Genomic DNA, 22,168 nt, shown 5'->3' on the forward strand with positions numbered 1-22,168 from the left:
TTTGATCTGTTCGGGTCCGGTGATCGGCACCGGGCCGCGAGGAGGTCCCCATGCGCGGTTCCCGTCTCCTGTCGGCGCTCACCTCGGTCGCCGTGGTCGCGGCGGTGTTCGGCACCACCGGCCACGCCTCGGCCGCGGTGGACCCCGGCACCCGGGTCTCGGCGACCACCGTGGTCGGTACGCACAACGCGTACGAACGCGGCACGTACCCCTATCTGGCGCAGGCGCTCGACGCCCGCCCCGGCCTGATCGAGCTGGACGTCTGGCCGGACATCATCACCAAGCAGTGGCGGGTCAGCCACTCCAACCCGCTGGGCAACGACAACAACTGCGTCGCCGCCACCACCCCCGCGCAGCTCTACACCGGCACCCGCAACAAGAACCTGGAGCACTGCCTGGACGACATCAGGCTCTGGTTCGACGCCCACCCCGACGCCGGCCCGCTGCAACTCAAGCTGGAGCTGAAGACCGGCTTCAGCAGCCGTACCGGACAGGGGCCGGTCCAGCTCGACGCCGTGCTCGCCGCCCGGCTCGGCAGCCGGGTGTTCCGCCCCGCCGACCTGCGCGGCGGATACGCCACCCTGGACGCCGCCGCCCGCGCGAACGCCTGGCCCACCCGGGCGCAGCTCGCCGGAAAGGTGATCGTGGAGCTGATCCCCGGCACCGTCGAGGAGGGCAACCCCACCGACACCCTGTGGACCGACATCGAGTACGCCCAGCACCTCGTCGGCCTGGCGGCGGCCGGCACCCTCGGCCAGGCACAGGCGTTCCCGGCGGTGCACCGCGCCCAGGCCGGCGACCCGCGCAGCCGGTACGCCGACACCGGCCTGCGCCCGTGGTTCGTGCTCTTCGACGGCGACGCCAGCGCGTACGTCACCGGCGGCATCGACACGTCCTGGTACGACACCAACCACTACCTGCTGGTGATGACCGACGCGCAGAACGTCCCCCCGGCGGTCGGCAACACCGACCCGGCGGCCGCCCGTGCCCGGCTCGCCCAGCTCGCCGCCGCCCACGCCAGCGTGGCGTCCGCCGACTGGGCGGCGCTGCCGACGGTGGTCGGCGAGGTTCTTCCCCGCGGCTGACCCACCCGCCGTCAGGTGGCCCGCGTTCCGACGGCCGGCGCGCGGGCCACCACCACCGCCGCACCCCCGCACCCCCGCACCCCCGCACCCCCGCACCCCCGCACCCCCGCACCCCCGCACCCCCGCACCAAGATCGTGCTCGATCCCTGTTGTAGTGGCCTCACATCCCTCCGAGACCACTACATCGTGGATCGAGCACGATCATGGATCGCTACGGGCGCCGCCACGCCCCCGGGACGGGCGGGAGGGCGGACGGGACGGGGATAAGACGCACGGGCGCACGCACGGACGCACGCACGGGCGCACGCACGGGCGCACGCACGGACGCACGCACGGGCGGGCGCACGGGCGCACGCACGGACGCACGCACGGGCGGGCGCACGGGCGGGCGCACGGGCGCACGCACGGACGCACGCACGGGCGGGCGCACGGGCGGACGGGCGGACGGGCGGGACGGGGAAATGGCGGGTGGGAGGGGCGGGCGGGATAAGACGGGACGAACGGGGGCGGCGGGGTCAGGAGGCGCCGTCGGCGCGTAGGGGGAAGACGTTCGACTCGGCGGAGTCACGCAGCGAGCCGAGCACCGCGCCGATCTTGTCGGCCGGCATCGGCTTGAAGAAGTGGTAACCCTGGGCGGCGGTGCAGCCCAGCGCCACCAGCGCGGCCCGCTGCTCGGCCGTCTCCACCCCCTCGGCGACCACCCGCAACCCCAACTCGTGCGCCAGCCCGACGGTGGCCCGGACGATCGCCGCCGCCTCCGGCGAGTCGGCCATCCGGATCACGAAGGACCGGTCCACCTTCAACTCGTCCACCGCGATCCGGGTCACGAAGGACAGCGACGAGAACCCGGTGCCGAAGTCGTCGACCGCCAACTGGACGCCCATCGTGCGCAGGTTCGCCAGCACCTCGTCGATCACCTCCAGCTCGCTCATCACCACCGTCTCGGTGATCTCCAGGACCAGCCGGTGCGCCGGCACCTGGTGCCGGCGCAGCGCGTCCGCGATCTCCGCCGGCAGCCGGGGGTCGAGCAGGCTGCGCGCCGAGAGGTTCACCGAGATCGGCACGTCCAGCCCGTCCCGGGCCCACCCGGCGGCCACCGAGAGCGCCTTGTCCAGCACGTACCGGGTGAAGGTGCCGAGCTGTTCGCTGTGTTCCACCGGGCGGATGAAGTCGGCCGGGCTGAGCCAGCCCCGCCGGGGGTGCTGCCAGCGGATCAGCGCCTCCACCCCGGTCGGGGCGCCGGTGGCCAGGTCGACCGCCGGTTGCAGGGCCAGCACCAGCTGGTCCTCGGCCTGCAACGCCTCCCGCAGCTCGGCGAGCAGGGCCAGCTGGTCGGTGCTGGCGGCGTCCCGGGCGCTGTCGTACGCGGCGACGCTGCCGCCGCCCTCCTTCGCCTGGTACATCGCGATGTCGGCCCGGCGCAGCAGCTCGGTCAGGTCGGCGGTGCCCGCCCCGGCGACCACCACCCCCACCGACACCTCGACCGACATCCGTACCCCGGCCACCTCGGTCGGCGCGGCCAGCCGCTCGGCGATCTCCCGGGCCTGCCGCAGCGCGTACGCCATCGGGGCGGCCCGGTCACCGAGCACCGGGACCGACGTCAGCAGCAGGGCGAACTCGTCGCCACCGAGCCGGGCGAGCAGGTCACCGGAGCGGGCCAGGTCGCCCAACCGGTTGCCGGTGAGCTGGAGCAGCCGGTCACCGGCGGCGTGCCCGAGGGTGTCGTTGACCTCTTTGAACTGGTCGATGTCGAGCAGCAGCAGAGCCACCGGGTGGTCGTGGGCGAGCTGCCGCAGCGCCTGGTCACCCTTGCTCAGCAGGGCCGTCCGGTTGACCAGTCCGGTCAGCGCGTCGTGCACCGCGTCGTACGACGAGCGGGCGCTGACCAGCCGCAGCTCCCGGTGGGTCGCCGCGTCGTGCAGGGCGGCGGCCAGCGCGTCGGAGTAGGCGGCCAGCGCGTCCCGCTCCCGGTCGCCCGGCGGGCCGGCGGCGGGGAACCGGACCCGCAACTGTCCGACCTGGACGTCGCCGACGACCAGCGCGCGGACCAGCTCGCCGGCGTCCGGGGCCGCCCCGTCGGGTGGCCCGACCTCCCGGCCCCGCACCTGACCGGAGGCGTCCCCCCGGTAGCGCCGCCACCGGCCGTCGCCCCGGGCCACGTCCACGTCCACCAGTTCGGCGCCGAACAGGGCGAGCGCGCCGGTCACCGCGGCGGTGGCCACCCCCCGCTCGTCGAGCTGGTTGAGGGCGGCGGTCGCCTCGGCGAACGCACGCCAGGTGCGTTGTTCCTGGTCGGCGCGGAGCCGGTGCCGGTAGGTCTGCTGGAGCAGCCAGAGCAGCGGGGGCAGCACCAGCAGCCAGCGGGGGTCGATCTCCAGCAGCGCCACCACGACCAGGCCGACCGCCACGTTGCCGACGAACATCAGCAACTTGCCGCGCACCGCAGCGAGCAGCGGCGGGCCGACCGCCGTGCCGTGCCGCAGGGCCAGGGCGGCCCCGCCCAGCCCGGCGGTGGTGAGCAGGTAGCCGACCGCGCCGACGACCAGGGCGGGGACGAGCGCCGGGGTGGGACCGGCCAGCAGCGGCGCACCGAGGGCGGTGGCGACGGTCACGGCGAGCGCGGTCGCCGCCGTCAGCGAGGTGGCGATCCGCACCAGCTCCAGCGGGGCACGACGGTCGGCGGCCAGCGACATCGCCGTCCAGGCCGCCCCGGTGCCGAGCAGCGCGGCGGCCGGCAACCAGCCGGCCGGGGTGAGGTGCAGACAGACGATCAGCGCCGCTTCGCCCCAGGTGAGGCTGACCATGCCGGTGGCGGTGCGGAACCTCAGCCGGGCGAGCTGGGCCACCGCGAACACGACGACGGCGATGCCGAAGCGGGCCGCCCCCGGGACCGGGTCGTCGGGCGGCAGGTCGACCGGCAGGCGCAGGCCGAGCACCACCGCCACCAACGCCGTCACCGCGACGGCGACGGTCAGCAGGCGCACCCGCCAGGGGGTGTCCGAAGGCTCAGGACCGTCGCCGGACGCGCCAGCCCTGCCGGAGTTCACCGCCCGGCTCCGTCCGCGGGGCCGTCGACGGCGCGACGGAGGAACGCGGCTGCGACGGTCATGGCACCCCCTCCCGCGCACGGCTTCAGGGACTTACGTCCCCCGGCGGAAGGCTAAGCCAATCCGGTTGACCGCAACAGGGGGCGACGACCCGGATCGGCGTGATTCACGCGCCAGCCACCTCGGTCAGGGCTGCTGGTGACCACTGGACGGGTTCGGACGTGATTCCTGCCCCGGTGTCCCGTCCGGCGGACCGGGGACCGACGAATCGGTCCGATCGGTCCCGACCGGGCCGCCCGGCTCGGGGAAGCGGTCGGGCAGCCGGCGCAGCCGGGAGTTCATGTTGCGGATCAACAGGACGGTGGCGGTGCCGAGCAGCACGATGAGGAAGAGGCCCATCGGCCCGGCCAGGCCGCCCGTGCGGGTGTCGCCGAAGTTGTTCTCGGCGAGCACCTGGACAGCGTTCAGCATGGTATGTCTCCGATGTGCGGTGGAGTCTCAGCGTAGCCCCGGGCAGTGGTCACCCGGCATGGGCGGCCTCCCGCACCCCGGCGAACAGGTCGGACTCCGGCAGCGGGGACTCGACCATCGAGCGGGCCAGCTGGAAATCCTCGGTCGGCCAGGCGTGCTGCTGGAGCTCCATCGGCATCTGGAACCAGAAGCCGTCCGGGTCGACCTGGGTGGCGTGCGCCCGCAGCGCGTCGTCGCGGACCGGGAAGTACTCCGCGCACTCCACCCGGGTGGTGATCCGCGTGCCCTTGTCCGGCCGCTCGTCCCAGCGCTTGAGCCAGTCCTCGTACGGCGAGGGCAGGCCCGCCGCGAGCATGCCCTCGTGCAGGGCCAGGAACTTGCCCCGGGAGAAGCCGATGTCGTAGTAGAGCTTCAGCGGCTGCCACGGGGTGCCCAGTTCCGGGTAGCGGGCCGGGTCGCCAGCCGCCTCGAACGCGGCCATGCTGATCTTGTGGCACATGATGTGGTCGGGGTGCGGGTAGCCGCCCTCCTCGTCGTAGGTGGTGACCACGTGCGGGCGGAACTCCCGCATCAGCTTGACCAGCGGCCCGGCCGCCACGTCGACGTCCTGGAGGGCGAAGCACCCCTCGGGCAGCGGCGGCAGCGGGTCACCCTCGGGCAGACCCGAGTCGACGAAACCCAGCCAGGCCTGCTCGACGCCGAGAATCGCCCGGGCGGCGTCCATCTCGGCCCGGCGGATCTCGCCGATGTTCGCCCACACGTCGGGGCGGTCCAGCTTGGGGTTGAGCACGCTGCCCCGTTCGCCCCCGGTGCACGTCACGACCAGCACGTCCACCCCCTCGGCGACGTACTTCGCCATGGTGGCGGCACCCTTGCTGGACTCGTCGTCCGGGTGTGCGTGCACGGCCATGAGACGCAGCTTCTCTGCCAACGTGGGCGCTCCTCGTCTGTGCCCGTCGGCGGCCCGGTCCGGGTCGCTCGCCTGACCTGCCGCGGTGACCTGCCGGCACGGCTGCCGACCTGCCACACCGGGCTCGGTCCCGGACTGGGAAGATGGACCCTGACATTCTTGCCGATGCCGCCGACAACAACGCCAGGAGATACCCGCCGGTGACCGAGACGCACGCCACAATTCCCGGGGCCGCGCCGGTCTTCCCGCCCGGCCGGTACGGACGCCGGCGCGAGCCCGAGCGCCGCCGACCGCTGCTGCGCTGGCTGCTGGCGGCCGTGCTGATCACCGGGTTGGTGCTCGCCGCGACCCAGCTCTACCAGCGGTACGGCGACCCGGAGTACAAGCCCGAGGTGATCACCTACACCGGGATCACCGACACCGGGGTGCAGGTCGACTTCCGGGTGACCGTGCCGCCGGGCGGCTCGGCGGTGTGCCTGGTGCGGGCCCGCTCCCACGACGGGGCCGAGGTGGGCCACGAGGAGGTGACCGTGACCGCGGCCCCCGGCCAGCGGCACGTCACCGCCCGGCACCGGCTCACCACCACCGGACGCCCGTTCATCGGCGAGGTGGTCCGCTGCCGCCCGGCCGGCTGAACCGCCGGCCGGCAGCGGCGGTCCGAGCGGCGACGGCCGCGCCGGTCCCCCGAGCGAGTGATCGACCACGCCCGGTGGGTGCGCTCCACTGGTAGGTTGGTAAGTCACCTGTCAGCCAGTCCGCACATCCGAGGAGTACGCCTGTGTCCATCAATGACAACAAGGCGCCCGCCACCTGGCTGTCCCAGGACGCGCACGACCGCCTCCAGGCCGAGCTCGACGAGCTGATCGCCAACCGCGCGGTCATCGCCGCCGAGATCAACGCCCGGCGGGAAGAGGGCGACCTGCGGGAGAACGGCGGCTACCACGCTGCCCGCGAGGAGCAGGGCAAGGCCGAGGGCCGGATCCTCTACCTCAAGGAGTTGCTGCGTACCGCCCAGGTCGGCGAGGCGCCGACCGCCGACGTGGTGGCACCGGGCATGGTAGTGACGATCTACTTCGACGACGACGAGAACGACACCGAGACGTTCCTGCTCGGCTCGCGGGAGATCGCCGCCACCACCGAGCTGACGGTCTACAGCCCGGAGGCGGCGCTCGGCCAGGCCATCCTCGGCGGCCGTCCCGGTCAGGCCTGCACCTACACCGCGCCCAGCGGCGCGGACATCAAGGTGACCATCGTCAGCTTCGAGCCCTTCTCCGGCTGAGCCGTCGCGCCGCCGGGTCCGCGCGACCCGGCGGCAGCTGCTCGCGTACCCCCGGAGCGGGGCACCCACCGGTGTCACGTCCCGGGTGTGAGGACCACCTGGTAACCGCTGGCCCGCAGGGCGCTGATCAGCGTGTCGGAGTGCTCGACCCCCCGGGTCTCCACCGACAGCGCCACCTCCACCTCACCGAGGCGCAGGTGCGGGGTGGCCCGCTGGTGCTCCACGTCGACCACGTTCGCCCGGTGCCCGGCGATCTCGGTGAGCAGCGAGGCGAGCTGGCCGGGCCGGTCCGAGCAGCGCACGGTGACCCGCAGGTAGCGACCGGCGGCGGCGAGGCCGTGCTCGATCACCCGCATCATCAGCAGCGGGTCGATGTTGCCGCCGGAGAGCACCGCCACCGCCGGGGTCCGCGCCGGCACGGCCCCGGCGAGCAGCGCGGCCACTCCGACCGCGCCGGCCGGCTCGACCACCTGCTTGCCCCGCTCCAGCAGCATCAGCAACGCCCGGGAGATGTCCTCCTCGGTGACGGTGACCATCTCGTCGACCAGCTTGCGGACGTGGCTGAAGGTGAGCTCGCCCGGTCGGCCGACCGCGATACCGTCGGCGATCGTGGCGAACGCCGGCAACCGGACCGGTTCCCCGGCGGCCAGCGAGGGCGGGAAGGCGGCGGCGCTGGCCGCCTGCACGCCGATGATCCGGACGTCGGGCCGCAGTGCCTTCGCGGCCACCGCCATCCCGGAGATCAGACCACCGCCGCCGACCCCCGTGATGATCGTCTGGACCTCGGGGCACTGTTCGAGGATCTCCAGGGCGACGGTGCCCTGGCCGGCGATGACGTCCGGGTGGTCGAACGGGTGGATGAACACCGCTCCGGTCCGCTCGGCGAAGGTCTGCGCGGCCACCAGCGACTCGTCGACGGTGTTGCCGACGAGTTCGATCCGTGCGCCGTACCCCTTGGTGGCGGCCACCTTCGGCAGCGGCGCGTTGACCGGCATGAAGACCGTGGCGTCGGTGCCGACCAGGCCGGCGGCGAGCGCCACCCCCTGGGCGTGGTTGCCGGCGCTGGCCGCGACCACCCCCCGGGCCCGGTCGGCCGCCGACAGCCGGGCGATCCGCACGTACGCCCCGCGCACCTTGTACGACCCGGCGCGTTGCAGGTTCTCGCACTTGAGCCACACCGGCCCGGCCAGCGTCGCGCTCAACGGTCGGGAGGGCTCCAGCGGGGTGGTCCGGGTGACCCCGGCGAGCAACTCCCGGGCGGCCCGGACGTCGGCGAGGTCGACCAGTTCCGTCATGCCCCGATCGTGCCACCCGCCCCCGGCCGCACCGGCGGCGACACCACCCGCCACCAGCGGCGACGACCCGCTCACGGTGAGGTCAGCCGCCGCCCGGGACCGGGCACGCGACGTTCGCGCGTCAGACGACGGCCGGGGAGCCCGTGCAATCGTCAGGCGACGACCGGGGAGCCCGTGCGACCGTCAGGCGACGGCGGGGGAGCCCGTGTCGACCCGGGGGTAGCCGGGGGCGTGCCGGGTCCACGGGGCCTGCATCTCGAACTGCCCGGCGACCCCGAGCAGCAGCAGCTCCGAGCCGGGCGGGCCGATCAACTGCGCGGCGACCGGCAGGCCGTCCGGCCGGCGGCCCACCGGCACCACGATCGACGGCAGGCCGGCGACGTTCCACGGGGCGGCGAACGGGGCGTACCGGATGTTGGTCTTCATGTTCGCCAACCAGGACCGGCCGGACCAGCCGGTGGCCTCGGGCGGCGGCCCGGCCAGCGCCGGGGTGAGCAGCAGGTCGACCGCGTGGTCGGCGAAGAAGCCGATGGACCGCTCCCGCCAGGCGGCCCGGTCGGCCTCGCGCACGTACCCGCGGCGCTGCGCCCACTCCCCCAGCGCGACGTGCCGGCGGCTACGTCGTTGCAGGCCCCGCCGGTCGATGCCGGCGGCCCGCACGTCGGCCGCGGCGGCGGCGAACCAGGTGGCGATCCCCTGCAGGCCGAGCGCGGTCGGGTAGACCGGATCGGCGGGCACCGTGTCGTGGCCGGCGGCGGCCAGCAGCCGGCCGGCCGCGGCCACCGCGTCCCGGTTGGGCACGTCCGGTGACACGCCGCGCACCGGCGAGCGGAGCGACACGCCGACCCGGAGCCGGGGCGGTGGCACCAGCTTGTCCGGACGACGCCCGGCGAGCACCTGGAAACCGACGGCGGCATCGGCCACGGTGGTGGTCAGCACGCCGTGCTCGGTCAGCCCGAACCAGTCCTCCGCGCCGAGCTGGCACGGCACCACCCCCCGGCCGGGCTTGAGGCCGACCAGGCCGCAGCAGGCCGCCGGGATGCGGATCGAACCGAGCCCGTCGTTGCCGTGCGCGATCGGCACCAGGCCGGCCGCGACGGCGGCGGCGGCCCCGCCCGAGGAGCCACCGGGGGTGAACCGGACGTCCCACGGGTTACGGGTGACGGCGGTCGCGTCGTCGGTGATCGCCCACAGGCCCAGCTCCGGCATCCGGGTCACCCCGAGGATCACCGCGCCCGCCCCGCGCAGCCGGCGCACCACCTCGTGGTCGGCCTCCGCCACCGGGGTACGGGCGGCCAGCGAGCCGTTCCAGGTGGGCAGGCCGGCGACCGGGGTGTTCTCCTTGACCGCGACCGGCACCCCGGCCAGCGGGAGGTTCGCCAGCTCCTCCTGCTCGTCGACCTTCTCCGCCTCGGTGATCGCCTCACCGGCGCGGACGGCACGGAACGCGGCGAGGCCGTGGTCGACCCGGTCGATGTGGTCGAGGTGGTCGGCGACGACCTGGGTGGCGGAGACGTCGCCCCGGCGTACGCCCCGGGCGATCTGCCTGGCGGTCGCCCCCACCCAGGTCGGCATGATGTCCTGCACGGCCACCTCTTCCCAGCCCACGGTCAGCCCAGCGCCTGCTCCAGGTCGGCGAGCAGGTCGTCGACCGTCTCGATGCCGACAGACAGTCGCACGAGATCGCCGGGAACTTCAAGCGGCGAGCCGGCGGCACTTGCGTGTGTCATCCGGCCCGGGTGCTCGATCAGCGACTCCACCCCGCCGAGCGACTCGGCGAGGACGAACAGCCGGGCCCGGTTGCAGACCTGCACGGCGTGCTCCTCGCCCCCGGCGGCCCGGAAGGAGATCATCCCGCCGAACCGGCGCATCTGCTTGGCGGCCACCTCGTGCCCGGGGTGCGACGGCAGGCCCGGGTAGATGACCTGGGCGACCTTCGAGTGGCTGTCCAGGTAGGCGGCGATCCGCTCGGCGTTGTCGCAGTGCCGGTCCATCCGCACCCCGAGGGTCTTGATGCCGCGCAGGGTGAGCCAGGCGTCGAACGGCCCGTTGATCGCGCCCATCGCGTTCTGGTGGTAGCGCAGCTCGTCGCCGAGCGCCGGGTCGGTGACGACCAGCGCGCCACCGACCACATCGGAGTGACCGCCGACGTACTTGGTGGTGGAGTGCACCACGACGTCCGCGCCGTGCGCCAGCGGCTGCTGCAGGTACGGCGAGGCGAAGGTGTTGTCGACCGCCAGCAGCGCCCCGGCGTCGTGCGCCACCCCGGCCAGGGCGGCGATGTCGGCGATGCCGAGCAGTGGGTTCGTCGGCGTCTCGATCCAGACGATCTTCGTGGTGGGGCGGATCGCGGCCCGCACCGCGTCGACGTCGGAGACCTTCGCCGGGGTGTACGTCAGCCCCCAGCGCTCGGCCACCCGGGCGAAGAGCCGGTAGGTGCCGCCGTACGCGTCGTCCGGGATCACCACGTGGTCGCCGGGTCGGCAGACCGTCCGCAGCAGGGTGTCCTCGGCGGCCAGACCGCTGGCGAAGGCGAGACCGACCCGGCCGCCCTCCAGCGCGGCCAGGCACTCCTGGAGCGCGTCGCGGGTCGGGTTGCCGGAGCGGCTGTACTCGTAGCCCTGCCGGGGCGCACCGACGGCGTCCTGGGCGTACGTGCTGGTCTGGTAGATCGGTGGGATCACCGCGCCGGTCCGGGCCTCCGGATCCTGCCCGGCGTGGATGGCGAGTGTCTCGAAGCCGTGACTCATCCCGCAGACGTTAGCGGGCCATTCCCATCCGCCGGACGGAACCCGCACCCGCTCACCCCGCGCCTGCGCCCCGGCGGCACCCGCTCCGCGTGGTGGGTGGGCGCGCGGGGCCTTACGCTGCGCGGGTGGACGGTTGTGTGTTCTGTCGGATCGTGGCCGGCGAGGTGCCGGCGTTCCGGGTGGCCGACGAGCCGGACGGGGTGGCGTTCCTGGACACCCGGCCGGTCTTCAAGGGGCACGTCCTGGTGGTGCCCCGCACCCACCTGGTCACCCTGACCGACCTGCCGGCGGCCGACCTGTCCGGCTACTTCGGGCTGGTGCAGCGCCTGGCTTCGGCGGTGGAGTCCGGCCTGGGGGCCGGTGGGACGTTCGTGGCGATGAACAACCGGGTGTCCCAGTCGGTGGCTCACCTGCACACCCACGTGGTGCCCAGGACGAAGGGCGACGGCCTGCGCGGCTTCTTCTGGCCGCGGACCCGGTACGCCGACGACACCGAAGCCGCCTCCCACGCCGGGCGGGTCGCCGCCGCCCTGCGCTGAGCCGACATTCTGCGGCCGGTCGGGCGAGAGGCTCGGCCCAGCGGGTAAGGAAGCGGTACCCGCCGGCGTTGCACGCGGGGAGAGGTACGAGAGGAGTTCCACCGTGTTCCTTCGCCGCATGAAGGCCGAGATGATCAGCCCCGACCAGGCCCTGCCCGGCCGCCCGATCGCGATGCCGGTCGGGGACCGGCACGAGGTGCTGGCGTCGTCACTGAAGGGTCCGTTCCCGGCGGGCGCCCAGGTCGCCGTGTTCGGGATGGGCTGCTTCTGGGGTGCCGAGCGGCTGTTCTGGACCCTGCCGGGGGTGCTCACCACGTCGGCCGGTTACGCGGGCGGCTACACCACCAACCCGACGTACGAGGAGGTGTGTTCGGGGATGACCGGGCACGCCGAGGTGGTCCAGGTGGTCTACGACCCGGCCGTGATCAGCTACGAGGACCTGCTCAAGGTGTTCTGGGAGAACCACGACCCGACCCAGGGTATGCGGCAGGGCAACGACGTCGGCAGCCAGTACCGCTCGACGATCTACACCACCTCGGACGAGCAGCTGGCCACCGCGCAGGCCTCCCGGGACGCGTTCGCGCCGATCGTGGCGCGGGCCGGCAAGGGTGAGATCACCACCGAGATCGCCCCGCTGGGCGACTACTTCTTCGCCGAGGACTACCACCAGCAGTACCTGGCCCCGACGAAAAACCCTGACGGATGGTGTGGTATTGGCCCGAACGGCATGACGTGCCCCGTGGGGGTCGCCCGGATGGGCGGCTGAGCAGCGAAAACACACCCCGGTCGCCGCTGCGGGGAGCGGGCGGCCGGGGGCTACTCGGCCACGTAGACGCCGGAGCCTGACACCCCGACGACCAGGCCGCGAGCCTTGAGCGCGTCCACCGCACGGGCGACGGTCCGGCGGGCGCTGCCATATTCCTCGGCCAACGCGTCATACGTCGGCAGGCGCGAGCCGGGCCGGAACTCTCCGGCCCCGATCCGCCGGGTTAGGTCGGCCTCGATCTCTCGGGCAGTGTGAGGGATCTGCACGCGCACAGGGTCGCGCGTTCCCATGCATGCCCTACTTACACCTCTGGCACTGCTTGCCCTGGTCGCATTGGTGGCACTAGGTTGCCAGGTGGAAGCGCGATCAGCGGTAGCCGTGACGGCGGCGCGGGTCGCTGCACGCACGAGGGGCGTCCCGTCGCCTGGCAAGCGGCGGGGCGTCCCGTTCCGTTTCTGGAGAGGTGCCGATGCTGTCCGAAGAGAAACCGCTACGGGTGCCGGTCGACATCAACGGATGGCGGTGGCCGTTGTGGGCCGGACGGGTGGAGTGCGGCGAGGTGGTCGCGGCCGAGCGATGTACGGCGCTCTCCGAACTGGCCGAGGCGATCGAACTGCACGCGTCGAGGTGCCGGCGGGCCTGAAACGACCAAACCCCCGGTACCCATGTAGGTGCCGGGGTTTCGTGTGTCTGCGGTCAAGCGGGCAGGAGAAGGTATAGCGCGAGGTCGGCGGCGTCCTGCGTCGGCTCGGCAGTGTCGCGGCCGGGTTTCGTGACGGCGGTGCTCATGATCTCGTTCTTTCCTGGTCCGCAGGTCATCGGAGCTGCTCGTGGCCCATGTGCGGAGGCGACGGGGCTTCCTCAATACCCGTCAACTGCGCACATGGGTACGCCGGTCGCCTGCCGTGGTCTACGACCGCCACCCTCGCGTCTCGGCCGCGCCGGTCGCTAACAGGGCCAAGCGAGGCGCGCCATCACGGCGAGCGAGGCGGCCAGGCCGACGGGGTAGCGCGCTCAACTCCGCCATGAGCGCGCATCGCGGCAGATGAGGACACCGATATGCGCGACCCTCCGCCGGACTACTGTCAGCCAGTATGTGCCATTTTGCGGCAATGCTGTAAATGATCTGACAGTTCTTGCGCGAAGTCCAAGCCCTGTTGCAACCTTAGTTAGCTGCGGCCAGCGGTCAACCGCGTTTGATGCCCGCGTTATCCGATGAGGAGGCAAGTAGGGAGTGGCTGCATCCTATGACGTTTTCATTTCCTACAGCGGCCCAAACCGACAATTGGCTAGAGTTATTGCGGATGGGCTACAGGAGCGTGGCGTCAAAGTTTGGCTCGACGAGTGGACGATTCGTCCAGGCGGAAGCATAGTCGCGGAATTGAGATCAGCCATTAACGCCGCCAAATCCTACGTCGTTCTATTCGGCGGCGTGCCGGAAGGTACGTGGGCGAGCGCCGAACGTGAGGCGATCGTCGTGCAGGCTGCGACCAACCGTAGAACACTGATACCGGTCAAGGTTGGAGATTCCGCAGCGCCGCCTGAACTTAGAGGGCGCCGCTATGTCGATCTTACGTCATGGGATCCTCCGAAATTTCAGGATGCTATCGATGAAATAGCCCACCTAGTGGCTCGCACCGCGACGCCCGAATACCGTCCGCCTGATCCCGCAAACATCAACCCAGCTTTGAGGGGCGCCGAAAGAAGGCACGATCAGCTGGTGGCTTCTGCGGAGGAGGCGGAGCTGAGGCTGATAGAGGCACGGGAATCCGCAGATTTTGAGCAGGCAGGGCTCGCCTATCATCAGCTCGGCATCGTCGCACAGGAGCGTGGTGATTACGAGCAGGCCACCGAATTTTACTATCAGGCGCTCAGCACATTCCAGCAGATCGACGATCAGCGAGCAACGGCCGCCACCTATCATCAGCTCGGCATCGTCGCACAGGAGCGTGGTGATTACGAGCAGGCCACCGAATTTTACTATCGGGCGCTCAGCACATTCCAGCAGATCGACGATCAGCGAGCAACGGCCGCCACCTATCATCAGCTCGGCATCGTCGCACAGGAGCGTGGTGATTACGAGCAGGCCACCGAATTTTACTATCAGGCGCTCAGCACATTCCAGCAGATCGACGATCAGCGAGCAACGGCCGCCACCTATCATCAGCTCGGCATCGTCGCACAGGAGCGTGGTGATTACGAGCAGGCCACCGAATTTTACTATCAGGCGCTCAGCACATTCCAGCAGATCGACGATCAGCGAGCAACGGCCGCCACCTATCATCAGCTCGGCATCGTCGCACAGGAGCGTGGTGATTACGAGCAGGCCACCGAATTTTACTATCGGGCGCTCAGCACATTCCAGCAGATCGACGATCAGCGAGCAACGGCCGCCACCTATCATCAGCTCGGCATCGTCGCACAGGAGCGTGGTGATTACGAGCAGGCCACCGAATTTTACTATCGGGCGCTCAGCACATTCCAGCAGATCGACGATCAGCGAGCAACGGCCGCCACCTATCATCAGCTCGGCATCGTCGCACAGGAGCGTGGTGATTACGAGCAGGCCACCGAATTTTACTATCGGGCGCTCAGCACATTCCAGCAGATCGGCGATCAGCGAGCAACGGCCGCCACCTATCATCAGCTCGGCATCGTCGCACAGGAGCGTGGTGATTACGAGCAGGCCACCGAATTCATTGAACGCTCGATGCAAATTCGGTCTGAGATGGGCGACCAATTAGGAATCGCCAGCGCTCTGAGCCAATTGGGCGCCGTTCGCACCCTCCAAGGCAATCCTGCCGCTGCCGTCTCCTTGAACGCCGAGAGCCACCGCATACGTAGGAGTATTGGCTCCCCCGACTTAGCGATTGATCTTCAATGGTTGGCACGCCAACGAGACCTTCTCGGCGACGAAGAGTTCAAGCGCGTGCTGGGTGCGGCCATTCCGGCACCTATGGACGGCGACACTTCCGCGGTCATTCCAGAAGGTGATCGCCGTGCCGGAGGCTGATGGCGATGACCTGAATGAATTGACCGTACTTCTCAAGGTGCTCGACATTCTTCGTTTAAGGATCGAGGCTCAAGAACCCCGGAACAATGAAGCCGTCCAGATCACTCAGATCGTGAGTCAGTTTCTCCCCGGCACCACTATAGGTAACCTCATTCAAGGCCACGGAACTGATTATCGAGAGGAAGTAATAATGGGGGATAAATATGAAGTGCGCGACAATGCGCAAGTCGGAGCGATGGGGAAGCGTGCCCAAGTTACGACTGTAACCTTTGGGTCCGCACAAGGAGACGCAACGGAGGTCGACCTTAAAACTCTTGCATCCGAGCTGAAATCTCTACGTGCGGAAATGCGCAATCGCGCGGAAACGACCGACGAGGACCTCGCTGTCGTGTCGATCGGCCAAGCGATATCCGCAGCAGAGAAAGGCGAAGATCGCGAACTGTTCAGACACCTTAAGAGTTCAGGACAGTGGGCCCTGGGGCTGGCGACCTCAATTGGCGCTGGAGTCGCCGCAGGAGCAATCAAATCATCTTTAGGGCTGTAAGCGTTTGAAGAAAACCGAGCCTGCGAATCTACAGCGCAGCTGACCCGGCGATATTGCTTTTGCAGTAGGGTAGCGTGCCCCAACCCCCCGATCAAAGCCGGGGCAGTGCCGGGCGGCCGGCGTCAGGGCGGTCACTTGACCGGTCCAATCGGGGCCGGGCCGGTCTCGTGGGCGGGATAGTCCGGGCGGCTCATGGGGCGTAGTCCCGGCGGCGCATCGCCTGGCGCACGTGGGCGTGTAGCCGGCGGTTTTCAATGCGGCACGGCCGGCACAGCCGGCGGTATCCGTCCGCCGTGCGGCGGTCGCGGCCGAACGACGAGAGTTGCCGCTCGGTGTTGCACTGCGGGCAAACCTTCATCGCGTGCGCCTAGTGTTTCGCTCGCGGCACTCGCCGCAGCAATAGTCGCGGCCATCGTTGACCTGTGAGATCGACAGCCAGCGCGAGCAGCCGTCACACGGGCGGCTGCCCATGTCCACACCGGGCGGCTTGCGGCAGGAATTGTCGTGCATTGGAGGACTCCTTAATGGGTAACAATACGGGATTATGGGAAACCCGCGGCATTTGGGAATCATAAGAATTCCGGGCTGACAGGAAATTGCCATGCCTACCGGGAGAGCGCGAGGCGGGGGCGTGGGAGGCACCCCCCACCCCCTGCGCTGACCTGCGAACGGTGCGGCGAACGCACGCGCGCAATTCCACAACGGAACAATGCATTTCGTTCGCTCGCACATTCGTCATCAAACTAATTGCAACTCATCATCGCTATCACAATTCATGCCAGCACGCAACGCACATCGGCTCGCCTGTTGGAATAGGTCTGCGTCGACAGCGTGGACATAGGCGCGTGCGTGTGTGTGCCTGCTCGTGGGCAACAGACACACACGCGCTTGCGTCACTCATTCACTCTTCATTGTCCGGCGGCACAGGGGGCAGACCGGCCAACCGTCGCGCCAATTCCGGGGACGTGCCGGCGGCTACCTCGGCCCGGTAGAAGTCCTCATCGGACATGCCGGGCCGCCGTACCGTACGGGACCGGCCGGAGGTCTGGACGGCCACAGGAAATTGCCCATGGCGTCATTCAGGTTCATCGAATTCACCTCCCCAGGGTGGTCGGAATGGCGGGAGCCGGGGCTTTCACTTGCTGCCCAGCAGGGTCCGATGCGGACGATCTCGCATCGATCCCTTGGCCGGCGGTGCCGGCGGGCGTGCGGCGGTGCGGCAGGCGTGCGAGCAGTAGCGCCACTGGCCCTCTCCCTGCACCGGGAACGGCTCGCCACAGTGGCGACAGTCCCGCGTGGGGGTTGCCGGCTGCGGCGCGGGCGTCGGGTCGGGCGCGGGGGTCGGCTGCGGCTCGTCGGCCACCAGCACGCCAGCGGCGCGGGCACGTTCGGGGATGTGAAACTCTTCGTCGTGCTCGGCGGCCAGCGTCGCGGCCTCCACACGGGCCAGCAGGGCAGCCGCGCGGGCGGCCTTGGCGTCGCGGCGGCGGTGGGCGGCGGCGCACCCTCGCGGTTGGCCTTCTGCCAGCCGATGTCGTGGCGTTGCTGGCTCATCAGAACGGGCCTCGGATTCTCTTGGCGATGTCTTCGATGTGCTCGGGCGTCTGGCGCTCGTAACCCTTGATCTGGCGGGCGATACGGCCGATGTCCTCGGCGGACCGGCCCGCCGAGGGCTGCTCCTCGGCGGGCTGCTCGGCGGCCTCCCGCTCGGCACGGATGGCGGCGAATCTCGCGTCCACCTCGGCGTCCCAAGCGGCGGCCTCGGCGGCGGTCATCGGCTGGCCGGCGTCGTCGTATCGCTGGTTCACCGGGCACCACCGATCACGCGCAGGGCACGGAGGATGTTGTCCACGCTGCCCAGCGGCAGGAAGCCGTCAACCACGTTGGTGTGCGCGTTGTACGGGGTCGAGCGCCCGATCAGGATGGCGAGCCGGTCGGTGGCCTTGCGGATCTCGTCCCGGTCGCGCTCCTTGCGCTCCTCCACGTACGGCGCGGCGGCTTCCACCAACGCAAACTGCGCGTTCACAGCCGGCGGCATCAGGGCGCGGTGCGCGGCGATGATCTCATCGCGGCGGGCCTCCCAGAACACATCCGGCTTGGGCTGCCTCACCTTGCCGGCCAGCGCGGCGGCCTTCACCTCGGCCTTGTCGTCGGCGTACTCGTCGGCCAGGTCGTCCATCTTGTCGGCGGACGCCTTCAGGGCCTCAAGGGCGGCGGTCAGCTTGTCGAGCGCGGCGGCCACCTCGGGCACCTCGGCGGCGATCTCGTCAATGAACGGCGGCAGGTGCGGCGCGCGGCGGCCAGGCTTGGCGAGGTGCTCGGTGCCGTGGCTGGTCTGCGTGACGGCGGTGTCGAGGTTGGGGAACTGGACGTTAGACACGGGGGAACTCTTCCGTTGCTCGGGCGTCTCCGCGTTTCCGAGCGAGGGGTAGCCGGTGACCGACCGGCGGCGGGGTGGATCAGTTGGCGAACGGGTCGTGGTCGCGGGCGGCCTCTTCACAGACGAGGCAGCCGGGGACCGGCCACAGCGAGACGTGCGCGCGGTGGCGCTGCCACTCGTCGCGGTTGCGGGCGGCGTGGCGGACGTTGCGGGGGTGGGCGGCGCGGGCGTCGCGGGCGGCCATCAGGGCGGCGAACTCGGCGGCCCGGCGGCGGTCACGGTTGCTCATCCGGCCACCCCGAGCGGGGCACAGGGCGGGGTCGCGCAGACTCCGCACGCGGTGCCGATCTCACCGGTCGACAGGATCGCTACGTAGGCGGCCCGGTGGCCGCATCCGTTGGCCTCACAACGGAAGTCGGACGCTATCAACAGCTCGTGCCGGCGCTCGGGCGAGACGTGAATGGCGGTCAGCGGGTTAGGCATCGGGGAGACTCCAAACGGGTGTAGAGCGGCGCTCACCGGGGGCCGTCCAGGTCTGCGGCGTCAGGCGGCCGAGCGGCGACGGTGCCAGGCACGCAGCGGCCAGGCGGGCGAGCGTGTGCATGAGCTGCCGCATCACAGCCGCTCCCACAGCGGACGATCGCCGGGCCGGGTGTACGTGCGGTCGCGCATGATCAGGCGCTCGCGGCGGGTGCGGTCGGTGTAGATCGGGGCACCCCGCCAGAGATGCACGCCCAACCATCCGCGCTTCCCGTGGACTACGGCGCTCATGAGGTATTCGCGGGCGACGGCGGCGAACGTCTTGCGGCCGGCGGGCATGATCTCGCCAACGGCCGGGCCGCGCTTGACGGCCACGCGAGCGCCGATCATCTGCGTGTCGGCGAACATGCCACCGGGGGCACCGGTCATCAGCACCGGGTCAGCGTCGTAGTCGAGCGTTTCCAGGGTGGAGAGGTACGCCTCGAACAGCGCCGGGCCTTCCGTGAACCGGCCGATCAGCCAGCGGAACGTTTCCAGGTCGGTTAGCCAGGTCTCGATGGCCCAGGCTGCGGAGCGGGCGGCCGGCGTCATCTCGTCGCCGTATCGGTATGCGTCCACGGGGTCACCTCCAATCGGTTGCAGGGCAACGAAAAACGCCCCGGTCGTTGTGGGAGATGCGACCTCCCACAACGCCCGGGGCGTTGGCTTTTCGGTGTTGCTGGCCGCGCCGTGTGTGTCGCATACACGCGGTGCGGGGGGCTGCCCTATCGGGACAGGCGGGCGGCGCGGTGCGCCAGGTAGTCGGCCACGTTCGCGCGGAACGCGGTGGTGGCTTCGTCAGTCAGTGGCCGGGGCCGGGTCGCGGTGGTGCGGCGGGTGATCGTCGGGGCGGTCATGGTTCCTCCACTCTGGGCAGTGGTAGACGGCGAAACCGCCCGGACATGGGTGGGCCGATCTCCTGGCGGCAACCAAGATCGGCTCACTCATGACCGGGCGGGTCGGGGTGCGCGCGGACGGGTTGCCGGTCGTCGCGGTGCGCGGGGTCCGCCCGTCTCGGGCGGTGGTCGTGCGGGGGGCTTGTACTAAGTACGTCCCACAGAGGTAAAACGCCCTGTTCAGAGGCTTGCGGCGCTGCCGGGCGGATGGCTGGGGCGGGCCGGCGGGCCACACTTGTCTCGCACTCTGTATGTCCCCATCGGGGGGAAACCAGCGGCGGACCACCTCTGTTGTCACCGAATACGTCCTACAAGGGGGGAAACCCGATCTTGACGGGTGCGGGCGCAGCGGGGGCGGCCCGACTACCTGCCAGGTGGTAAGTCCTCACCGATGTAAGGGCTGCGGGGGTCGGACGCGGGCGCAGCGGGGCGGCCCAAGAATTACCCCCCGGATGGCGCACCCGGGACCGGCGAGTGTCGGCACCCTGCCGTCACTTACCCCCTGATAACGCACCCATCACCGGGCGCGGGCGCAGCAGGGGACGCCCAGGGACTACAGAGAGCACTATAAGCAACTACAGTTAGTTATGGTAGAGGGTTATAAGGGGGAGGAAATAGGACAGATTGAATGGGGAAGGAAAGCGGGCGAGGAAGCAACGAGAGTCCGAACTCCATTACCCCCCGGATGGCGCACCCGCGTCGGCACCCCCTCGGCGGCGCTGTCGACCAGCGGGCGGGGGCTGCGGCGGGATGGCATCGGAAGCGGGCTGTACGCCACGCTGCCGGCCGTGCGGGCTGTCCGGGGGCATCGGGGGGGACGGCGGACGCACAGTGGCCCGCTACGGGGCACGTAGCGGGCCACTTGTTGACACCGGGCGGGACGGGGCGTGCGCGACCTATGCAGTGCCGGCCCAATACAGCGTTACGCGGGCGTTCACGGTGCCCCACGGGTCAGCCTTGGTCGGGCGGCCACCCTTGGATGCCGCACGGCGCACCGTGATCCGGTCAACGAACAGGGTCACGAAGTCGCGCCGCTCCCCCACCGTCGCGCCGTCCCACCATGTCCGCTCGTCGCCGTACGCGCTGGAGGTCCAGAGGTCCAACGGTAGTTTCGCGGTGGCCTGCTCGTCCAGCTCGGCCAGGCGGGCGGTAAGGGCATCGACGCGGGCACCGGTCACCGTGACGGCGCGGGTAAGCGCTGCGGCGGCGGCACCCGAGGCGGTACCCAGGGCCTCGGACTGCTGATCGAGGGCGGCAGATGCGTCGGCCAGCTCGGCGGCCACTGCGGCACGCTGCACGGCGGTCTCCGGCGTCGCGGTCGCGGCCCCGTAGCGGCGGGTTGCCTCGGCCAGGATCGACGCGGTGGTCTGGTCCTCGTCGGCCGGATCGATGGAGTTGAGCAGGCGGTCGATTCGCATGCGGACCCAGCCATCGAGCGCGGTCAAGCTGATGGTGTTAGAGTGCCGGCCCGCCGGGGCGGTGCACATGTAGGCGTCGCGATTCGCCAGGGTGGCGTTTGCGACGAACCGACGCGCCTTCATCCGGTACCCGCACTCGCACCACAGGATGCCCAGACCTGAGAGTAGGGCCGGCTCGTCGGCGGATTGGATCGACCGGGCGGTGCCGGTGAGGATGGCTTGCAGACGCCAGAACTCATCGGTGGTGATGATCGGCTGCTCCGGGGGCGGCAGCACGCGGGCGTCTTCCAGGTCGTACGCGGTGCGGTAGCCGGTGATGTTGCCCCGGTCATCGAGCACGGCGACGGCCGGCAGGCCAGCGATGCGGGGGTCTCGCAGCCGCTTGTTTAGGTTCCGGTCCGACCAGGCACCCGACGCGCGAGAGCGGCCGACCGTTGCGCCGCGCGTACGGATGCCCCGGCGGTCGAAGTAGCGGGCCACGGCGTGCACGGCGTGACCGAAAAGCACGGCGCGCACGGCCACCCGCAGCGCGTATGCCTCGGTCGGCTCGATGACCAGGGCGCGGATGGCGACCGGCTCGCCTGCGGGGGTCTGCGCCATGCGCTCGACGGTGCGGAATCCGAACGGCGGGTTTCCGAGATGTCCCCCGGCGGCGTGCGCAAGGGCCTTTGCGGCTTTGATTGCGGCGGACTTGTTCTTTGACTCGTTGTGGGCGGCGTCCATTCGCAGCAGAAGGTGGATCAGATCCATCGTATTATCCGGGCCGAATGTGCCTTCGGTGATGCTGACAATGGTCAGGCCACCGGCGAGCAGCGGCAGCCATTCGGCAAGAGCGATACGCGGATCTTGGCGGGTGAGGCGGGAGACGTAGAAGACATAGAGGTGCGTGATTTCACCGGCCTTGATCGCCGCTACCATCTGGTCGTACGCCTCACGGACCACGCCGACCTGATAGCCGGATCGGTCGATGTCCTCGAACATGCGGACGGTTGCGCCGGGGTGGTCGTGGTTGGCGCGCTCGGTGGTGGCGGTGCGCTGCGTTGCCGGGGATGCCTCGGACTTGTTCGCACGGGCGGACGACTGCCGCACGTAGGCGGCGGGGCGAGCGGTGATCATGGCTCTACAGTAGTGTATGGCCCGTCAGGTTCCAAGAACCCGAACGGTTACTGCAACCACGGCCCGAACGGGTTGAGCTGCCCGGTCGGGGTGGCCAAGACCGCCTGATCCCTTCGGTCCCGCCAGCCGCAGGGCCGCCG

At 70.4% G+C, this 22,168-nt stretch carries 22 protein-coding genes and 1 pseudogene; 9 read left to right on the forward strand and 14 right to left on the reverse strand.

What is annotated here, in order from left to right:
• Nucleotides 1–50 precede the first annotated feature (50 nt).
• A complete protein-coding gene (locus tag GA0070623_RS13615) occupies nt 51–1,085 on the forward strand; it encodes a phosphatidylinositol-specific phospholipase C domain-containing protein (protein ID WP_067314169.1) in 1,035 nt (344 codons plus the stop codon).
• Between the two features lie 515 nt (nt 1,086–1,600).
• Here GA0070623_RS13615 and GA0070623_RS13625 read toward each other — a convergent pair.
• From GA0070623_RS13625 to mca, 3 genes are all read right to left on the reverse strand, one after another.
• Nucleotides 1,601–4,069: a putative bifunctional diguanylate cyclase/phosphodiesterase gene (locus GA0070623_RS13625; RefSeq protein ID WP_407937981.1), complete on the reverse strand. Its 2,469-nt coding sequence runs from the start codon at nt 4,067–4,069 to the stop codon at nt 1,601–1,603.
• Between the two features lie 249 nt (nt 4,070–4,318).
• The gene (locus GA0070623_RS13630; RefSeq protein WP_067314016.1) at nt 4,319–4,603 is read right to left on the reverse strand and encodes a hypothetical protein; all 285 of its coding nucleotides are present in this window, start codon (nt 4,601–4,603) and stop codon (nt 4,319–4,321) included.
• Nucleotides 4,604–4,652: 49 nt separating this feature from the next.
• Nucleotides 4,653–5,534, reverse strand: a complete 882-nt coding sequence (gene mca / locus GA0070623_RS13635; RefSeq protein WP_067314018.1) for a mycothiol conjugate amidase Mca — start codon at nt 5,532–5,534, stop codon at nt 4,653–4,655.
• A gap of 179 nt (nt 5,535–5,713) precedes the next feature.
• Here mca and GA0070623_RS13640 point away from each other — a divergent pair, with 179 nt between their 5' ends.
• Both GA0070623_RS13640 and greA read left to right on the forward strand, forming a co-directional pair.
• Complete coding sequence (locus GA0070623_RS13640; protein WP_067314020.1) at nt 5,714–6,148, forward strand: DUF4307 domain-containing protein; 435 nt, start codon at nt 5,714–5,716, stop codon at nt 6,146–6,148.
• Between the two features lie 143 nt (nt 6,149–6,291).
• Nucleotides 6,292–6,792, forward strand: coding sequence for a transcription elongation factor GreA (greA, locus tag GA0070623_RS13645; RefSeq protein WP_172898402.1), 501 nt, complete (start codon nt 6,292–6,294; stop codon nt 6,790–6,792).
• A 74-nt stretch (nt 6,793–6,866) separates the two neighbouring features.
• Here the strand turns inward: greA and ilvA are convergent, their stop codons facing one another.
• The 3 genes from ilvA to GA0070623_RS13660 all read right to left on the reverse strand — a co-directional run bounded on the left by ilvA (nt 6,867) and on the right by GA0070623_RS13660 (nt 10,837).
• Nucleotides 6,867–8,087, reverse strand: coding sequence for a threonine ammonia-lyase (gene ilvA, locus GA0070623_RS13650; RefSeq protein ID WP_067314035.1), 1,221 nt, complete (start codon nt 8,085–8,087; stop codon nt 6,867–6,869).
• A 183-nt stretch (nt 8,088–8,270) separates the two neighbouring features.
• Nucleotides 8,271–9,680, reverse strand: a complete 1,410-nt coding sequence (locus tag GA0070623_RS13655; protein ID WP_067314037.1) for an amidase — start codon at nt 9,678–9,680, stop codon at nt 8,271–8,273.
• A gap of 17 nt (nt 9,681–9,697) precedes the next feature.
• The gene (locus GA0070623_RS13660; protein WP_067314022.1) at nt 9,698–10,837 is read right to left on the reverse strand and encodes a cystathionine gamma-synthase; all 1,140 of its coding nucleotides are present in this window, start codon (nt 10,835–10,837) and stop codon (nt 9,698–9,700) included.
• A 125-nt stretch (nt 10,838–10,962) separates the two neighbouring features.
• On the opposite strand from GA0070623_RS13660, the gene GA0070623_RS13665 reads away from it, so the two are divergent.
• Together GA0070623_RS13665 and msrA are read left to right on the forward strand one after the other, a co-directional pair.
• Nucleotides 10,963–11,376 carry an HIT family protein gene (locus tag GA0070623_RS13665; protein ID WP_067314024.1) on the forward strand — a complete coding sequence of 138 codons (414 nt, stop codon included), beginning with the start codon at nt 10,963–10,965 and terminating at the stop codon, nt 11,374–11,376.
• A gap of 103 nt (nt 11,377–11,479) precedes the next feature.
• A complete protein-coding gene (gene msrA, locus GA0070623_RS13670; protein WP_067314026.1) occupies nt 11,480–12,142 on the forward strand; it encodes a peptide-methionine (S)-S-oxide reductase MsrA in 663 nt (220 codons plus the stop codon).
• Between the two features lie 50 nt (nt 12,143–12,192).
• Here msrA and GA0070623_RS13675 read toward each other — a convergent pair whose 3' ends face one another.
• Entirely contained in the window at nt 12,193–12,408 is a 216-nt protein-coding gene (locus GA0070623_RS13675; RefSeq protein WP_231932780.1) for a winged helix-turn-helix domain-containing protein, read from the reverse strand.
• A gap of 203 nt (nt 12,409–12,611) precedes the next feature.
• On the opposite strand from GA0070623_RS13675, the gene GA0070623_RS29960 reads away from it, so the two are divergent.
• The 3 genes from GA0070623_RS29960 (at nt 12,612) to GA0070623_RS29965 (ending at nt 15,699) form a co-directional block, all read left to right on the forward strand.
• Nucleotides 12,612–12,785: a hypothetical protein gene (locus GA0070623_RS29960; RefSeq protein WP_157517635.1), complete on the forward strand. Its 174-nt coding sequence runs from the start codon at nt 12,612–12,614 to the stop codon at nt 12,783–12,785.
• Between the two features lie 591 nt (nt 12,786–13,376).
• The gene (locus GA0070623_RS13680) at nt 13,377–15,155 is read left to right on the forward strand and encodes a tetratricopeptide repeat protein (protein ID WP_089004044.1); all 1,779 of its coding nucleotides are present in this window, start codon (nt 13,377–13,379) and stop codon (nt 15,153–15,155) included.
• The gene (locus GA0070623_RS29965) at nt 15,142–15,699 is read left to right on the forward strand and encodes a hypothetical protein (protein ID WP_157517530.1); all 558 of its coding nucleotides are present in this window, start codon (nt 15,142–15,144) and stop codon (nt 15,697–15,699) included. The genes GA0070623_RS13680 and GA0070623_RS29965 overlap by 14 nt, the downstream gene beginning before the upstream one ends.
• 1,135 nt (nt 15,700–16,834) lie before the next feature.
• On the opposite strand, the gene GA0070623_RS29970 is transcribed toward GA0070623_RS29965, so the two are convergent.
• The 7 genes from GA0070623_RS29970 to GA0070623_RS13705 all read right to left on the reverse strand — a co-directional run bounded on the left by GA0070623_RS29970 (nt 16,835) and on the right by GA0070623_RS13705 (nt 22,028).
• The gene (locus GA0070623_RS29970; protein ID WP_157517529.1) at nt 16,835–17,140 is read right to left on the reverse strand and encodes a hypothetical protein; all 306 of its coding nucleotides are present in this window, start codon (nt 17,138–17,140) and stop codon (nt 16,835–16,837) included.
• A gap of 112 nt (nt 17,141–17,252) precedes the next feature.
• Nucleotides 17,253–17,507 (reverse strand): hypothetical protein, encoded by a 255-nt coding sequence (locus GA0070623_RS13685; protein WP_067307619.1) that lies wholly within the window; start codon nt 17,505–17,507, stop codon nt 17,253–17,255.
• Nucleotides 17,504–18,079 carry a hypothetical protein gene (locus tag GA0070623_RS13690; RefSeq protein WP_067307616.1) on the reverse strand — a complete coding sequence of 192 codons (576 nt, stop codon included), beginning with the start codon at nt 18,077–18,079 and terminating at the stop codon, nt 17,504–17,506. Before GA0070623_RS13690 ends, GA0070623_RS13685 begins: the two co-directional genes overlap by 4 nt.
• Before the next feature lie 79 nt (nt 18,080–18,158).
• Nucleotides 18,159–18,368 (reverse strand): hypothetical protein, encoded by a 210-nt coding sequence (locus tag GA0070623_RS13695; protein ID WP_067307613.1) that lies wholly within the window; start codon nt 18,366–18,368, stop codon nt 18,159–18,161.
• Nucleotides 18,369–18,694: 326 nt separating this feature from the next.
• Nucleotides 18,695–19,177 carry a hypothetical protein gene (locus tag GA0070623_RS13700; protein ID WP_067307610.1) on the reverse strand — a complete coding sequence of 161 codons (483 nt, stop codon included), beginning with the start codon at nt 19,175–19,177 and terminating at the stop codon, nt 18,695–18,697.
• A gap of 146 nt (nt 19,178–19,323) precedes the next feature.
• A complete protein-coding gene (locus GA0070623_RS31395) occupies nt 19,324–19,455 on the reverse strand; it encodes a hypothetical protein (RefSeq protein ID WP_269458982.1) in 132 nt (43 codons plus the stop codon).
• A gap of 935 nt (nt 19,456–20,390) precedes the next feature.
• Entirely contained in the window at nt 20,391–22,028 is a 1,638-nt protein-coding gene (locus tag GA0070623_RS13705) for a recombinase family protein (RefSeq protein WP_067307608.1), read from the reverse strand.
• 30 nt (nt 22,029–22,058) lie between these two features.
• Here GA0070623_RS13705 and GA0070623_RS29975 point away from each other — a divergent pair.
• Nucleotides 22,059–22,136: pseudogene (locus tag GA0070623_RS29975) on the forward strand (peptide-methionine (S)-S-oxide reductase MsrA); the annotation flags it as partial.
• Nucleotides 22,137–22,168: the final 32 nt, after the last annotated feature.

This window comes from Micromonospora rifamycinica (genome assembly GCF_900090265.1).
Classification (GTDB): Bacteria; Actinomycetota; Actinomycetes; order Mycobacteriales; family Micromonosporaceae; genus Micromonospora; species Micromonospora rifamycinica.